Source organism: Kutzneria kofuensis, from assembly GCF_014203355.1.
GTDB lineage: Bacteria > Actinomycetota > Actinomycetes > Mycobacteriales > Pseudonocardiaceae > Kutzneria > Kutzneria kofuensis.
In genome coordinates this window covers 186,232-201,092 of sequence record NZ_JACHIR010000004.1, presented here as the reverse complement: position 1 = coordinate 201,092, position 14,861 = coordinate 186,232, and the positions used below count along the sequence as shown (strand labels likewise).

General features: G+C 71.2%; 12 protein-coding genes. 4 read left to right on the top strand and 8 right to left on the bottom strand.

Annotated features, from left to right (window positions below):
- Positions 1-53 precede the first annotated feature (53 nt).
- The 3 genes from BJ998_RS45580 to BJ998_RS45570 are packed head-to-tail and all read left to right on the top strand — an operon-like array spanning position 54 to position 4,341.
- Positions 54-1,103 (top strand): NAD(P)-dependent alcohol dehydrogenase, encoded by a 1,050-nt coding sequence (locus tag BJ998_RS45580; protein WP_184870447.1) that lies wholly within the window; start codon positions 54-56, stop codon positions 1,101-1,103.
- A gap of 35 nt (positions 1,104-1,138) precedes the next feature.
- Complete coding sequence (locus BJ998_RS45575) at positions 1,139-2,968, top strand: glycoside hydrolase family 15 protein (protein WP_184870446.1); 1,830 nt, start codon at positions 1,139-1,141, stop codon at positions 2,966-2,968.
- Positions 2,965-4,341: a glucose-6-phosphate dehydrogenase gene (locus tag BJ998_RS45570; protein WP_184870445.1), complete on the top strand. Its 1,377-nt coding sequence runs from the start codon at positions 2,965-2,967 to the stop codon at positions 4,339-4,341. The genes BJ998_RS45575 and BJ998_RS45570 overlap by 4 nt, the downstream gene beginning before the upstream one ends.
- Before the next feature lie 26 nt (positions 4,342-4,367).
- On the opposite strand, the gene BJ998_RS45565 is transcribed toward BJ998_RS45570, so the two are convergent.
- A complete protein-coding gene (locus BJ998_RS45565) occupies positions 4,368-5,237 on the bottom strand; it encodes a class II glutamine amidotransferase (RefSeq protein WP_184870444.1) in 870 nt (289 codons plus the stop codon).
- A 240-nt stretch (positions 5,238-5,477) separates the two neighbouring features.
- On the opposite strand from BJ998_RS45565, the gene BJ998_RS45560 reads away from it, so the two are divergent.
- Positions 5,478-6,521 (top strand): S1C family serine protease, encoded by a 1,044-nt coding sequence (locus tag BJ998_RS45560; RefSeq protein WP_184870443.1) that lies wholly within the window; start codon positions 5,478-5,480, stop codon positions 6,519-6,521.
- A gap of 21 nt (positions 6,522-6,542) precedes the next feature.
- Here the strand turns inward: BJ998_RS45560 and BJ998_RS45555 are convergent, their stop codons facing one another.
- The 7 genes from BJ998_RS45555 to BJ998_RS45525 form a co-directional block, all read right to left on the bottom strand.
- Positions 6,543-6,881 (bottom strand): DUF4383 domain-containing protein, encoded by a 339-nt coding sequence (locus BJ998_RS45555; RefSeq protein ID WP_184870442.1) that lies wholly within the window; start codon positions 6,879-6,881, stop codon positions 6,543-6,545.
- 113 nt (positions 6,882-6,994) lie between these two features.
- Complete coding sequence (locus BJ998_RS45550; RefSeq protein WP_184870441.1) at positions 6,995-8,359, bottom strand: hypothetical protein; 1,365 nt, start codon at positions 8,357-8,359, stop codon at positions 6,995-6,997.
- A 5-nt stretch (positions 8,360-8,364) separates the two neighbouring features.
- Positions 8,365-9,369 (bottom strand): hypothetical protein, encoded by a 1,005-nt coding sequence (locus tag BJ998_RS45545; protein WP_184870440.1) that lies wholly within the window; start codon positions 9,367-9,369, stop codon positions 8,365-8,367.
- Positions 9,366-12,284, bottom strand: coding sequence for an ATP-binding protein (locus tag BJ998_RS45540; RefSeq protein ID WP_184870439.1), 2,919 nt, complete (start codon positions 12,282-12,284; stop codon positions 9,366-9,368). The genes BJ998_RS45545 and BJ998_RS45540 overlap by 4 nt, the downstream gene beginning before the upstream one ends.
- Positions 12,285-12,297: 13 nt before the next feature.
- The gene (locus BJ998_RS45535; protein ID WP_184870438.1) at positions 12,298-14,220 is read right to left on the bottom strand and encodes a hypothetical protein; all 1,923 of its coding nucleotides are present in this window, start codon (positions 14,218-14,220) and stop codon (positions 12,298-12,300) included.
- Between the two features lie 16 nt (positions 14,221-14,236).
- Positions 14,237-14,500 carry a hypothetical protein gene (locus BJ998_RS45530; RefSeq protein WP_184870437.1) on the bottom strand — a complete coding sequence of 88 codons (264 nt, stop codon included), beginning with the start codon at positions 14,498-14,500 and terminating at the stop codon, positions 14,237-14,239.
- Positions 14,501-14,615: 115 nt separating this feature from the next.
- The gene (locus BJ998_RS45525; RefSeq protein WP_184870436.1) at positions 14,616-14,816 is read right to left on the bottom strand and encodes a hypothetical protein; all 201 of its coding nucleotides are present in this window, start codon (positions 14,814-14,816) and stop codon (positions 14,616-14,618) included.
- Positions 14,817-14,861 lie beyond the last annotated feature (45 nt).

Genomic DNA, 14,861 nt, shown 5'->3' with positions numbered 1-14,861 from the left:
TACACGCGATCCCGGGAACGTGTGACGAGCCTGAGCCAGGGAGTGGTGACGGGATGAAAGCCTTTGTGATGAAGGAGATCGGGCAGGTCGGCTTCGCGGACAAGCCCATACCGCGACCGGGTCCGGACGACGCTGTCGTACGCACGACCAGCGCCTTGATCTGCACCTCCGATTCCCACACCGTGCGAGGGGGGATAGGACCCCGGGAGAACCTGACGCTCGGCCACGAAGCGGTCGGCGTGGTGCACGACGTGGGCAGCGACGTGAAGGACTTCCGCCAGGGCGACCGGGTCCTGGTCGGCGCCATCACCCCCGACTGGGGAAGTCCGGCCTCCCAGAACGGCTACCCGTCACAGTCCGGCGGGCCGCTCGGCGGCTTCAAGTTCGCGAACTCCAAGGACGGCGTGTTCGCCGAGTACTTCCACGTGAACGACGCCGACGCGAACCTGGCGAGGATTCCGGACGGCATTTCCGACGAGTCGGCGGTGTACTGCGCCGACATGTTCTCCACCGGGTTCATGGGGGCGGAGAAGGGGGACATCCCGATCGGTGGGACGGTCGCCGTGCTCGCCCAGGGGCCGGTGGGGTTGATGGCGACAGTCGGCGCCCGACTACGCGGCGCCGGAATCGTGATCGGGGTGGAGTCGGTCCCGCGGCGGCAGAGCCTCGCGCGTGCCTACGGTGCCGACGAGATCGTGGACTTCACCAGTGAGGACGTCATCGAGCGAATGCTCGACCTGACTCAGGGGGAGGGCGTGGACACCGCGATCGAGGCGCTCGGTGCGGACGCCACGTTCCAGACCGCCGTGAAGATCACCAAACCGGGCGGCACGATCTCCAACATCGGCTACTTCGGGGAAGGCGAGTTCGTGCGGATTCCCCGGGTCGAATGGGGTGTCGGAATGGCCGACAAGACGATCGCGACGGGACTGTGCCCCGGCGGCCGGCTGCGCATGGAACGCCTGCTGCGGCTGCTGGAGACCGATCGGGTCGATCCCACCCATATGACGACGCACCGCTTCCCGTTCGACGAGATGGAGCGGGCCTTCGAGGTCTCCGACAAGAAGCTCGAGGACGTCATCAAGGTACTGGTCACCTTCTAGGGGCCGGGCCGTGACTTCACCGACGGAGATGACCAATGTTCGATCCTGATCCACCGCTGCGGCGGGTGCGGCGGCCCGACGGCTACCTGCCACTGGAGGATTTCGGGCTCATCGGCGACGGCACGACGGTGGCGCTCGTCGGCCTCGACGGCTCCATCCCGTGGCTGTGTCTTCCCCGGTTCGACTCCGAGCCGCTGTTCGCCGGCTTGCTGGATCACGCGAGAGGCGGGCATTTCACCGTGGCGCCGGAGGACGTGGTCGAGGCCCGCCAACGGTACGAGCCGGACACGGCGGTGTTGACGACCGAGTTGGCGACCGCCACGGGCCGGGTCCAGGTTGCCGACGCGCTGGCCCTGCGTTCGGGTGCGGATCTCACCGATGACACGCCCGCGCAGCGGGCCGAGCTCGTGCGTTCCGCGGTTGTCCTGGACGGGGATGTCCGGCTGCGGGTGGATCTGCGACCACGCGGCGGCGCGCAGGTTGGGCCACGGTTCAGCGGGCTGGAACTACGCCTGCCCGGCCGGCCCGACCTGCGCCTGCACCTACGGTCGAACCGCCCCTTGACCGGACTGACCAGCACCCATGAACTCCACCGGGGTGATCGCCTCGATCTGGTGCTGTCGTGGGGCCGCTTTCACCGCCACCACCGGTTCGACGCCGAGACGACGTTACGGGACACCGCCGACGCGTGGCGTCGGTGGATGACGCATTTCCGCTATCACGGTCTCGAAGAACCGCTGGTCCGGCGGTCCGCGATCACCCTGAAGCTGTGCGACGACTGGGTGAATGGGTCGCTGGTCGCCGCACCGACGTCCTCGCTGCCCGCCCCGCTCGGCGGAGTGCGTAACTGGGACTACCGCTACGTCTGGATCCGCGACGCGGCCTACACCGTGTACGCGATGCGTCGGATCGGCTTCGGCGGCGAAGCGGGCGCCTTCCTCGGCTGGGTCCTCGACGCCTTCGAGCACAGCCGAGCGCCGCGGATCATGTACGACCTCGATGGCAGCCCGGTGCCGGACGAGGTCCAGGACGCCGGACTGGAGGGCTATCGCCGGTCCGCCCCGGTGAGGTGGGGCAACGGAGCGGCCGACCAGCGCCAGCACGACCTCTACGGCGAGGTTCTGGACTGCGCCGACCAGTGGCTGCGCGCCGGCGGGGAGCTGGAACCCGCGCTCTGGGCCGAGCTCACCGGCCTCGCGGATGCCGCGGGCAAGGCGTGGCGACAGCCCGACCAGGGCATCTGGGAGGTCCGCAGCGAAGGCCGCGTGTTCACGTACTCGGCCGGAATGTGCCAGGTGGCCCTGGACCGCGCCGCGGCCATCTGCGAGCGGCTCGGCCGGCCGGGACCGAGCGCGTCCTGGCGGGCATCGGCCGAGCACCTGCGCCGCCTCATCCTGGACCAGTCCTGGAACGAGGACGACCAGACGTTTCACGAACACCTCGACGGCAGCGGGGGCGTGGACGCCAGCCTGCTCGCGCTGCCCGTGCGCCGGGTCGTCCCGGCCGACCATCCGCGAATGGTCGCCACCACGGCGGCCGTCGCCAAACGGCTGTCGGCCGGGGACGGCCTGCTCTACCGCTATCTGCACGACCAGTCGGCCGACGGCCTACCCGGTGACGAGGGGGCGTTCCTGCTCTGCAGCTTCTGGCTGGTGGACAACCTGGCCAGCCAGGGCAGGGTCGAAGCGGCCGAGGAGCTCTACACCTCGCTGTGCGCCCGGGCGAGCCCGCTGGGACTGCTCTCGGAGCAGATCGACCCGTCCACCGGCCAGTTCATGGGCAACTTCCCCCAGGCGTTCAGCCACATCGGCGTCATCGCCGCCGGGGTGAACGTCGCACGGGCGAAAGCGGAGGCCACACGATGATCGAGCGGCTCGCCGTGTTCGGTGGCACGGGGGACCTCACCGCGCGCTACCTGCTGCCGGGGCTGGCCGCACTCCAGGCGGCCGGTCACCTCCCCGCCCGGTTCCGGTTGACCGGCGCCGACCGCAGCGACCGGGACAGCGAACAGTTCCGCTCCTGGGCCGCCGCGCAACTCGACCGGCACGGCGACGCTTGGCCCGCCGAAGCCAGGAAAGCGGTCGCCGCTTCGGCCGGTTTTCAGCGGGCCGATGTCACCGACGCCGCGGACGTCGCGTCCGTCATCGCCGGAGACGGGCCCCTTGCCGTCTACCTCGCCCTTCCCCCCGCCCTGTTCCCGCGGGCGATCTCCACGCTGCACCGCGCGGGCCTGCCAGCAGGGAGCCGAATCGTCCTGGAGAAGCCGTTCGGGGAGGACCTGGACAGCGCGGTGGAGCTGAACCGGCTGCTCGCCGATCTCGTGCCCGAGGAGGCCGTGTTCCGGGTCGACCACTTCCTGGCCATGGCCACCGTCGAGAACGTGCTCGGCAGCCGGCTGGCCAACCGCGTGCTCGAGCCGCTCTGGAACAGCGCGCACATCGCCGAGGTGGAGATCGTCTGGGACGAGCGGCTCACGCTCGAGGGTCGGGCGGGCTACTACGACAACACCGGCGCGCTCAAGGACATGCTGCAGAACCACCTGCTGCAACTGCTGTGCCTGGTGGCGATGGAGCCCCCGATCAGCCTCGGCGAGCGCGACCTGCGTGACCGGAAGATCGATGTGTTGCGCTCGGTGCGGCCCCTCACCGGCGAGGATGTCCTGCGCCGCACGCGCCGCGCCCGCTATCTCGCCGGCCGGATCGGTGACCGCGAGGTTCCGGCCTACGTCGACGAGCAGGGCGTGGACCCGGACCGCCGCACCGAGACCTTCGCCGAGGTCGAGCTGGAACTGGACAGCTGGCGCTGGTCAGGAACGACCTTCCGGCTCCGCAGCGGCAAAGCGCTCGGGCAGGAGCGCAAGGAGGTCGCCGTGCGCTTCCGTGACGTGCCCCATGTGCCGTTCGGACACAGCGGCGAGGCGCTGCCCAACGTGCTCCGGTTCGGGCTCGAACCGGAGACCCTGACCCTGGATCTGACCGGGACGGGCTCGCGCGCCCGCATGTTCGCCCCACTACGGTTGAGCGCGCGGCTGGCGCAACCCGACCTGCCGCCGTACGGCCGCCTCCTGTTCGACGTGTTGACCGGGAATCCCGCCCTGTCCATCCGCGGTGACGAGGCCGAGGAGGCTTGGCGAGTCCTCACCCCCGTGCTGTCGGCCTGGTCGAAGAACCTCGTTCCGCTCCAGGAGTACCCGGCCGGCTCGGACGGGCCGGCCACGACCACAAGTGCCGGCGGATGAAGTCGGCTTTCGTTCGTGAGCAGTGGTCACGTGCCCGACTGGGATGCCGCGGCGTGGGCGCCGAGCTGGTCGAGGGACAACGGGTGACGCGGCGGACGCTCGAGCACGACCCGCCGCGTGCACACCAGATGGCCGTCGACGTGCAGCAGCTCGCCGGGACGCAGGGCCTGCCAGCCCGGGTCCTCGTCCATCCGCTCGCTGGCCACCACCACCGCCGGACGGTCGGACAAGTCACCGCAACGGGCTCGGATTCGCCCGGCGGTGCTGGCGTGCTCCAGGTGCCGCCCACCATGGGTGCCGCCGGCGCAGCGCTGGAGCACGAACAGGTCGTGCGTGTCGGGGTAGCGCAGGGCCCACAGCTCGGTCGGCGTGGTCAGGACGAGGTTGATCGCGTAGACGGGCAGGTTGTCGGCCACCCATCGGGCCGCTGTGGTGATCGCGGCGCCGACGTCGCCGCCGTTGTCGTCGATGTGCTTGGTGATCAGTGCGAAGAACCGCTCCGAGTCGGTGTCGCCGGCCACCAGGTCGAGGTGGTCGCCGAGTTCGGCCTCCAGGGCGGGAAGGTTCTGGATGACGCCGTTGTGCGCGAACAACCGGCCCCGCTGCTCGAACGGGTGGGTGTTGCGCGGATCCAGGCCGCCGGTGGAGGCGTAACGGATGTGCGCGAGGAAGGTGGTCGACTCGCGCTGCTTGGCCTCCTGGGCGAACTCCTGGTCCTCGTAAGCGGCCTGCGGCTGCTTGTCCACCTCGGGGGTGCCGTCCTCGGCGAACGTGCCGAGCCCGGTGCCGTCGGGCTCGCGCCGGCTCTGCCGGGCCAGGCTGTCCGGAGCTTCCAGCAGCCAGAAGGTGGCTCGAACTCGCTGCGGCGCGGCCGACAAACCGAACAGACGACACATCCGCGTACATCCTTCCGACGTGTGGATTCCTCGTGCACGGCGAATACCCGGGGCCGGCCTCGTCAACCGCGCTCCCGTGGACGGGGAGGGCAGCGGAAGCCATTGTCTCACCGGGGGTGTCCGCGCTGCGTCGGCCGAATGATCTGTGTCCAGCGGGGAAACCGGATGTCGGGATCGTTGCCGTACCCAGATCCGCGGCGCGAGGACTCGACGTCAGCATGATGGGAGGCGCATCAGGCGATGCGACCGACAACGCGCAACCGGATCGTGCCGGCACTGGCGATCGTCCTGCTCTGTGCGGCGTGCACATCGGGAGGTTCGACATCGCCGGCCCCGAGCACGGCCACCGCCACGGGTGGGGCGGCGATCGAGGGCACGTTCCAACAGGTCGTGCGGCAAGTGCTGCCCGCCGTGGTGCGGATAGCGACCGACAGGGCCCTCGGGTCCGGTGTGGTGTTCGACGACCGCGGCGACATCGTCACCAACGCGCACGTGCTCGCCGGCGCCGAGACCGTGCAGGTCAGCCCGGCCACCGGCGGATCGCCGCTGACCGGCCGCCTGCTCGGCGTCTACCCGCCGGACGACCTGGCCGTGATCCAGGTCCGCGGCGCCGCGCCGCCGCCGGCCAGGTTCGCTGATTCGAGCAAGCTCGCCGTCGGGCAGATCGTGCTCGCCATGGGCAACCCGCTCGGCCTGACCGGCAGCGTCACCGAGGGCATCGTGTCCGCGGTCGGGCGGACCGTCTCGGAGCCGGCGAGTCCGAGCTCACCGGGAACGACCATCGCCGACGCGGTCCAGACCTCGGCGGCCATCAACCCGGGCAACAGCGGCGGCGCGCTGGTGGACACCTCCGGCCAGGTGGTCGGCATCCCGACGATGGCCGCGACCGATCCCGAGCTCGGCGGCGGCGCCGCGCCCGGCATCGGGTTCGCCATCCCCAGCAACACGGTGACGGACATCGCCGGGCAGATCGTGCGTGACGGCAAGGTCACCGACTCGCGCCGGGCGGCGCTCGGCATCGCGGTCGAAACGGTCGTCGGCCCGGACGGCAGGCCCGCGGGGGCCGGCGTGGTCCGGGTCGATCCCGGCGGGCCCGCGGACAAGGCCGGGATCAAGGCCGGTGATGTGATCACGGCCGTCGGTGGCACGCCCGTGGCGGACACCGGGTCGCTCGCCGCCGTGCTGGCGAAGTCCAAGCCGGGGGACACCGTGCCGGTCCAGATCACCCGGGCCGGCAAGACTTCGACGGTGCGGGCGACGCTGGGTCAGCTGGCCGGTGGCTGACGGCGGGAATCCGAGTGTGCGTCATCTTCCCGATGCGGTGCCACAGGCCACCACCTCGATCACCACACCGGAGACGATCATCCGGGCCGGCAGCCACGCGCCGAAGTCGGTGGTCGTCGTGAGCTCCCACGCGAGCATCGCGCCGTAACCGATCACGAGCAGCAGGCCGAACAGCCGGGCCCGATCCACGCTGCCGGCCAGCAGCAGCCCGGCCACGCCGGTCAGCAGCTGGGCCCAGTGCTGGGCCGGGCTGAGCGGAAAGACGTGCAGTGCCGCCGCCGCGACGTTGAGCGCGCCCACGGCGAACGTGATCTTCTGCGGTTTGGCGAGGACCGCGGCACCGCCCTTGACCCTGGTCATTCCGCGAGCGTGCCCCCGCCGATCACCGCCGAAACGGCGAACATGTCCGGGACCGGTCGCTGTCCGAAAGACGCCGGCCGGCTGCCCGGATCGCTCCCAGCCCAGCCCCCGAATCACTCCCAGCCCAATGTCCTTCTCGTCTGCTTGAACGGCGGGTAGACCAGCGGCAGGTACTCCTTGATCATCGTGCCGTCGGTCGCCGCGACGCCGACGTGCTTCTCGTGGCTCTCCACCGATCGTGACGTCGCCGTCGTGATGTCGAAGCCGATGCCGGTGGACTTGTCCCAGGCGTCCAGTCCGCGGACGTCCTGGCCGAGCCTCGTCTGCACGTTGACGACAAAGTCCTGCGGCAGTCGCCCCTGGCGCACCGATTCGTTGGCGAGTGCGCCGAAGTTGACGTGGACCCGGGTGCCGAACTGCGCGGCGTTGAGCCGCTGGCCGTGCTTGTCCTCGATCTCGTGCGCGTCGGCGAGGGCCAGTTGGTAAGCGCGATCGCGGATGGTGAACAACTCCTTGGCGTAGGAGTCAGTGTCTCGCGGACCGCGCATCGCCTCGGGCACATGCGTCGGGGAGACGGGTGGTCGTTCGGCGGCGGCGATGCCGTCGCGCACCGCCGTCGTGTGCATCACGAACGCACCGACGGCGTCGTGGATGAGCGTGGCGGCGTGGCCCACATGCTCGACCGTGTCCAGGTCCGCCCCCTGCCACCGCGCCACCCCCGTGCTCAGCGGGGAGTCGACGGTGGCGTCGACCATGCGCCATCGGTCGTGCCGGACCGCTTCCTCGGAGTTCGTGTGGATCATGCCGTCGCTGGTCATGACCGGCTGGGCAAGGTCGCTGCGCGGCACCCGGCCGGTGTCGCGCACCAGATAGCTGCGGACACGGTCCACCTCGGTTTCGCTGAACCCCTTACGCAGCAGGGTGTTCCGGTCGTCGGCAACTGTCTTCAGCAGCTGGTCCAGGTCGTGCTGCGAGACGTATTCGCCCGGCTGCTTGCCGACTGCCTTGTGCACGAGCGCGTCGACCTCCGGGCTCTTCGGCATGGCGTAGCGTTCGAACGGGACGGTGCCCACCCGGGCGAAGTCCCGGAGCAGCTCCGCACCGGCCTTCGAGCCGCCGTAGGTGACGCACAGGTCGGGTTCGTGCCGCAGCACCTGTCGCAGCGTGTCGATCTGGTTGGCCGGGAACCCCTGCCGCACAAGCCCTCTCTCGAACTCACGGACCGGTGATCGCTCGAACGCGTCCCGGTTCACGGTCGGGATCGGCAGCCGCGCGTCCAGCGCACGTTCCGTGACCGACCGGTGATCGGTCCTGGTCTCGGCGACGTGCGGCGCCGGCCGGTCGGTCGCCGGCGAGTGACCGTCCAACCCGAACTTCGTCCGCCACTCGGCGATCTCCGCCTGCCGGTCGTTCGACGGCGCCACGGCCGGCGGCACCTTCACGTCCGGCGGCTTCGACCCGAATTCGTTGACACCCACAGTGATCACCTCCATCGGATGTGGGGCTGGACCGGTGTTATCGGCCGCGGCGGCGGTACGGGCTGCGGCCGGTGGACCTCGTGTGACCCGCGCTGGACCTGCGGGTGTTCCGGGCCGCGAACCGGATGCGGCACGGGTCTGGGCTCGGGGCGAGGTTTGTACCCGGAGCCAGGCGTCGGTTCGGGCACCTCCACCGGCGGCCGACCGCTCTCGACGTGGCCGTTCACCTTGAATTCCTTGCGAACCTCGGTGAACACGTCCTGCACCTGCCGGACTTCGGCATTCGACTTCGCGTGCTCGACCCGCACCGTGACCTCGATCGGGCGGGTGTGCACCTCTCGTCCCGTGTGCCCGCCGTGCGGATAGCCGGCAGCGTCGCGCTGCGGCGGCTTGCCGATGTCGGTCCGCAGGTGCGCCTGCAGCGACATGGAGATGTCCGTCTTCACGGCGCGTACGAGTTCCGCCTTCAGCTTGGCCGGGTCGAGTTTGCCGTCCGGGGTCCGGCAACCGTCCAGGTCCAGCCGGTTGACGAATCCTTCGGGTTTCTGGTCACCGTGTTGTTTGGCGTCGGGGGCGACGGGCTTCATGGCGGCGTCCGGGTGCGGTTGCCACTGGGCTTGGAAGCTGGCCTTCCACTCCGCGAAGTTGGTCGACACGTGCGGGCCCGGCTGGTGGTCGTCCCCGTGACGTGGGGCGTCGGCGACCCGTACGCCGCCATTGTCGCCGGGCTTGGCGGGGCCGTCACCGGCATGACCCGAACCGGGATCGTGCGTCCGGTTGTCGGTCTTGTCGACCGACTTGGGCGCGCCATCGGCCGGCTTGCCGCCCTGCGGTCCGGCCGGGCCGTGATTGTCCTTGCCTCCCTTGCCGTCCGGCTGCGTGGTCTTGTCCGCGGGGTGGTTGGTGTCGTGCTGCGACTTCTGCGCGTCCGGCGGCACCGGCGGCTTGTCGGTGGGCGGCTTCGGTGTCCTGGGCTTGTCCGCGGACCCGGACCCCATTGGTCCTGTCATGTCTCGCTCCCTATCGGTAACACGTGTGACCAGATCCACCGGGTGTCGCCGGTGAACCAGTCCACCGCCCTGGCCACCGCGCGTCGCCACGCATCGCCGCCGTCGGCCTGGGCGCCGAGCGCCGACTCCAGTGCGGACGGCCGGCTGGTGCCGTACGTGACCGCGTTCCGGCCGGCCTCGTCCCGATACAGCTCGTCCTGCCAGCCCTCCACGACGGCGCGCTGATCGGCGCGGGTCGCGCCCGGGATCGGCTGGCGGTAGAAGCGTTCCCACGCCTCGCTGTCCTGGTGCCGCGGGGCATCGTCGTCACCCTCGAGCCACTGCAGCACCCGGGCCCACTTGTACGACTCCGCGAGGAACAACGGGTCGTCGTCCTCGCAGCGGTGGTCAGCGCCGTGCCAGAGCGCGTTGACCTGCACGGCATTGCAGTGGGCCGCGAACAACCACGGGCGCATGGTCGGTTGCAGCTGGGCCGAGCGGGTCCGCACCGCTCGCTCGACCGCCTGCGACAACGCGCACTCCAAGGTCCGCACCGACGCGGCGTCGAGCAGGATGTCCCGGTAGCGCGGCTGCAGTGCCGGGTTCGGCGCGTTGGCCAGGTGCGCGAGCACGGTCAGCTCGGTCCATACGGTGAGCACCGGATACCGGGCCAGCAGCTGGTTGCCGCGCGCGATGTCGGCCAGGCTGCACGCGGCGGCCTGGCATTCGCTGCCACACGTCGAGCTGCGCACCGTGCGGATCAGGTCGGCGACCGGGGCGGGCCGGGCCGCGCCCTCCTCCGCCTTGCGACCGTCGGGGACGCGCACCAGCAGCGGCCGGTCCATCCCGTCGGTGAAGACCGCGGCCTCCCGTGGTTGCAGCGACACCACGTTCCGGGACTGACCGTCGTCGAGGTTCATCGTGGCGCCGACGCTCTTGCGGTCGTCCTCGGCGGGCAGCCGGTGCACCACCTTCACCGCGGTGTTCTTGATGACGTCCGGGATCAGCTTGCTGGGGATCTGTTCCACCACGACCAGGCCCTCGCCGTAGGCGCGGACCTCGGCCAGCAGCGACGCGAACGTCTCGACCGCACGCCCGGCCGCGCTGTCGGCGTCCTCGCCCGGGTTGCGCAGCAGCCGGTGCGCCTCCTCGATGACGGTGAGGTGGTGCAGCGGAACCTGGGACCGGTTGCCGTGCAGCAGCTTCAGGTGCTCCGTCAGCTGCAGCAGCACCGCGCCCATCAGGAAGGCCTTGTCGGTGTCGTCGCCGACGTCCTCGATCTCCAGCACGACGTTGCGGCGCATCAGCCGGCCGAAGTCCAGCGGGTGCGCGTCGTTGAGGAAGCGCCCGATCACGCCCTGGCCGAGGCTGCGCATCCGGACCTTCACGAACCCCTGCATGTTGGCGGCGATCTCGGCGCCGTAGCCGATCTCGTCCACCACGATCGCCGCGACCCGCTGCAGGTCGGTGAGGGTGGGATAGCGCGGCTCCGCGCCGTCGTGGGCGGCCTCGCCGAGCGTGACGTCCCAGCCGAGCTCCTCGTACGAGCGGGTCAGCGACGTGGTGAGGATCTGCGGGAACGGTTCCTGTGGGTCGAACGTGGCGAGGAACAACGCGCGCACCAGGTCGAGGTGGGTCTGCAGCGGGAAGACGCGCTCCGTGCCGTCGGCGTCGGTGACCCGGGCCGGTGCCAGCGGATTGAAGCCGACCGGCGGGTCGTCCGCCCTGCCCGGCTGGAGCACGACGACGTCGCCGCCCAGCCGGGCCAGCCGGTTCGCCATCCGCCCGTACTCGGCCTTGGCCGGCTCGACGACGAGCCACGGCAGCCCGGCCCTGGTGGCCTCGGCCAGCAGGTGCCGGACGGTGAAGGACTTCCCGCTGCCGGTCGCGCCGCAGACGAAGGTGTGCCGGTTGAGCGAGTCGCGGCTCGCGGTCAGCGCCCCGACCTCGCTGCGGGCCGCGTCCAGCACACCACCCAGCAGCAGGCCCTCGTCGGCGGGCGCGTCCGGTGTGACGTCGAAGCGCCGCGGCTCGACGACCCGGATCCCGGGCAGTTCCCGCCGCGGCGGCCGGGTCAACCGCACCAGCAGGTCGGTGCCGGCCAGGACACCCTCGTGCTGCGCGGCGCCGGCCAACCCGGTCGCGCGCCCGCTCGGCGTGAGCACGTACGGCTGGTTGTCGAGGTCCGCCGCCGCGCAGAGCAAGGCGGCGACGTTCTCTGTGACGGCCCCGTCGCACCCGCCGACCAACACCCGGATCCGCCACGCGTTGCCGAGCAGCGCGCGGCTGAGCTCCCGGTGTCGGCTCTGCTTGCGTTCGAGGCTGATCCGGTTCGCCTCGCCGACCTCGGTCCGCGACAAGGGCAGGATCTCGCGGACCAGCCGGTCGAGTTCGGGCTGGACCTCCTGGGCCCGTGCCGGCTCGGCCAGCACCACCCAGGCGAAGGGCTGCCGCAGGTGGGCCACGTACTGCTCGAACGAGCCCCGGCGCGCCTGGGGCTTGGCGTGCTTGGGATCCGTCGGCGCCCACAGCGCGTCCGGATGGCCGGTGCACGGCACCCAGCAGTCGAACAGGTCCAGCAGCGTCGTCTGGCCCCGGCCCAGGGGCGTGGCCAGGGCGCCGGGCGGGAACAGCACCTCGCCCGGCCCGGTGCCCATCGCCGGCGTGAAGTCGGGGTTGCCGCCCACCAGGAAATGCATCCGCCGGGCGTTGGGCGGGCGCACCCAGGCCGACACCACGACCGGCGCGTGGTGCCCGGTGGCCGTGAGTCCGGCGTGGGCCCCGGCGAGCGCGACGGCCAGCGCGGCGAGCGGGTCGTCCGCGTACCCGTCCCGGTCGCCGCGCTCGCCGTCCTCCCCACGCCGGTGCTCCGCCGGGGCGGGCACCTCGGTCAGTTCGTGCAGGTCGAACTCCGACCAGCGCACTGCGGTTGCCATGGCCGTCACCGCCTCACGACGCCGGGATCGCGGAGACCCGGTCGCGCAGGCAGATGCCGGGATTGGCGTCGGCCGTGATCACCCGGCGGCCGTGGCCGGAGTTGTCCACCAGGATGAACAACGTCTCGGGCATGCCCATGATCTCCGCCGGCTCGACGGTGAACTCGTAGACACGGCTGGATCCGGTCGAGGTGCTGACGTTGTCGGCGGTCGACCAGTTCCGGGTGCCGGTCCACGTGTGCCCGCGCGACTCGGACAGCCCGGTGGGCCGGCCGACGGTGCCGGACCGCCGCTGCTTGTTCTGGCCGCTCTGGTTCGTGTTCGCGGCGAAGCTGTCGCCGCCGCCGTCGGTGAACGTGCTGCCCACCTGCCGGGTGATCTGGTTGACCACGAACTTGTGGCCCTTGCCGATGAACTCGGCGGCGATGGTGGCGTCGCGGTGGTTGTACATCTTCATGATGCAGACCACCCCGCCGGTGCCGGCCGACTTCTCCAGGTCGCCCTGCGGCTGGTCGATCATCAGGATCAGCCGCACGCCGGCGTGCCGGGCGTGGTCGGACAGCGCCTGCAGGGTCGTCGCACCGAGATGGTCCGCCCCGGCGACGACCAGGAGTCCGCCCGGCCAGCCCCGACCGTCCATGGCTCGCTGCGCCAGCTGCACGAGCAGCCGGTCCACCAGCTCCTTGCGGTCATGGCGGCCGCCGTCGGTGGCGACCAGCGAGACGTGGTCGTTCGTCCAGAGTGGACGGCCGGCCGGGCCGGCCGCCACCACGTCGTGCACCATGTCCAGCTGGCGGGCGAGCAGCCGCAGCTGCCGCGTCGCCCACTCGTTCTGGTCGATGTCGCCGATGTGCGCGGCGAGCTTGTCGAGTTCGTGCGGGGCCAGCTCGCCGGTGCCCTGGCACAGCACCCGCACACCCGCGGCCAGCTGGGCGAACGTCGCCGGCCCGTCGAGGGCGTCGAGCACCGTCCGCAGCACGTCGACCGCCAGTGCGCGCTCCTCACGGTGGTCGCCGTCCGGGCGACTGGTGGCCGCGTAGCCGACGCACTCGGCGATGTCCCGGGCGGTCAGCCCGGCGAACAGGTTCAGCCCGACCGTCTCGTCACCGGTCAGGCGCACCGATCCCACGCTCAGGCCCCCGGCGCGGGCCACGCCCGCGAGCGACTCGCCGACCTCCTGGCCGGTGAAGTCGAGCACGGTGATCCGCTGTCCCGCGGCGAGCAGCGACGAGCCGAACGTGACCAGCAGGCTGGCCCAACCGTGCCGGTGCGGGTCACCCCCGAACACGTCGACCCGCGTGGGCTCGGACGACGGCCGGACCGGGTACCACTGTGGACCGTTCGCGGCGGCCGCCGCCGCTCGCGTGGCTTCCGCGGCGGCCGCGGCGTGCTGCCGAATCGTCTGCTCCCACTGCCACAGGGCCTGCCGGTAGCGGGCCTGCTCGGAGTGGCGCAGCTGGTGGTACGGCTGCTCGAAGTTGCGGATGTTGCGGCTGGCGAACCGCACGCCGGCCACCGCGCGGATCACGCCCAGCGCCAGCAGCGCGGCGACGATGATCAGGATCACCGTGTACACCTGGTGCGCCGAACTGCCGTACCGGCTCACCTGCCGCTCGATCACCAGCTGGTAGGTGGTGAACGCGAAGGCGGCCACCACCAGCAGCGCCAGCCGCCAGATCACCCTGGTGACGGCCTTGGACCGGGCCGCGACCAGTCCGCTGGTGTCCGGTCGGGCCGGCTCGACCCAGACCGGCCGGGCCGGCGGCGCGGGCGGGACAGCGGTCGCCACCGGCACGGGCGCCGCGGCCTGCCAGCCCCACCGGGCGGGCGGTGCGAACAACCGCGGGGCGAGCTGGACCGCCCAGCTGTCGGTCGCCGCCATCACGGGCGAGAGGCCCTGCCCCTGCCCGGCGGCCATGCGATAGGTCCCGCTCACAGCGCCCTCCCCGGGCTCAGAAGGTCAGGCCGAGCCAGGACTTGGCCTGGTCGAGCAGGTCGGGCTGGGCGGCGTTGAGGATCATCAGGAAGATCCCGAGCGCGATCGCGACGAACACCAGCGAGCACACGAGGCCGAACAGCCTCCGGACCGCGCCGACCGGGCCGCGCCGGCCGCGGCGTTGCGCGTGATACGCGGCGTTGCGCGCGAAGGTGCTGCTGTTGTGCTGAACCTGCTGTTGGTAGTTCTGCTGCGCCTGGCGGGATCCGGGCGTGGTCATGGCGACTCCTCTTCCACGGCTGTCGGTGTTCGGATGAGCGAAGCGGCCGGCTGATACATGCGGCGGTCTCGAAGCCAGGGTCGCGTGGCGGGGCGGCGGTGTCCCGAGTAGTCGGCTACTCGAGTTCGCGCCCACGCGCCGCCGCCAGCTTCGCCTCGCCCACCGCCAGCATCGCGCCGACCGCCTCGGGCTCGACCCCCACGCACTCGGCGATCAGCGCCTCGGACACGCCGGCGTCCCGCAACCGCAAGGCCAGCGAGTACGCCGCCGGAAGACGGCGCAACGCCGCCTCGCGAGAACCATCGGAACCAGCCATGGCCCAACCATCGAGGCGACCCGTGGCGCTGTCACGAGTAGCCGG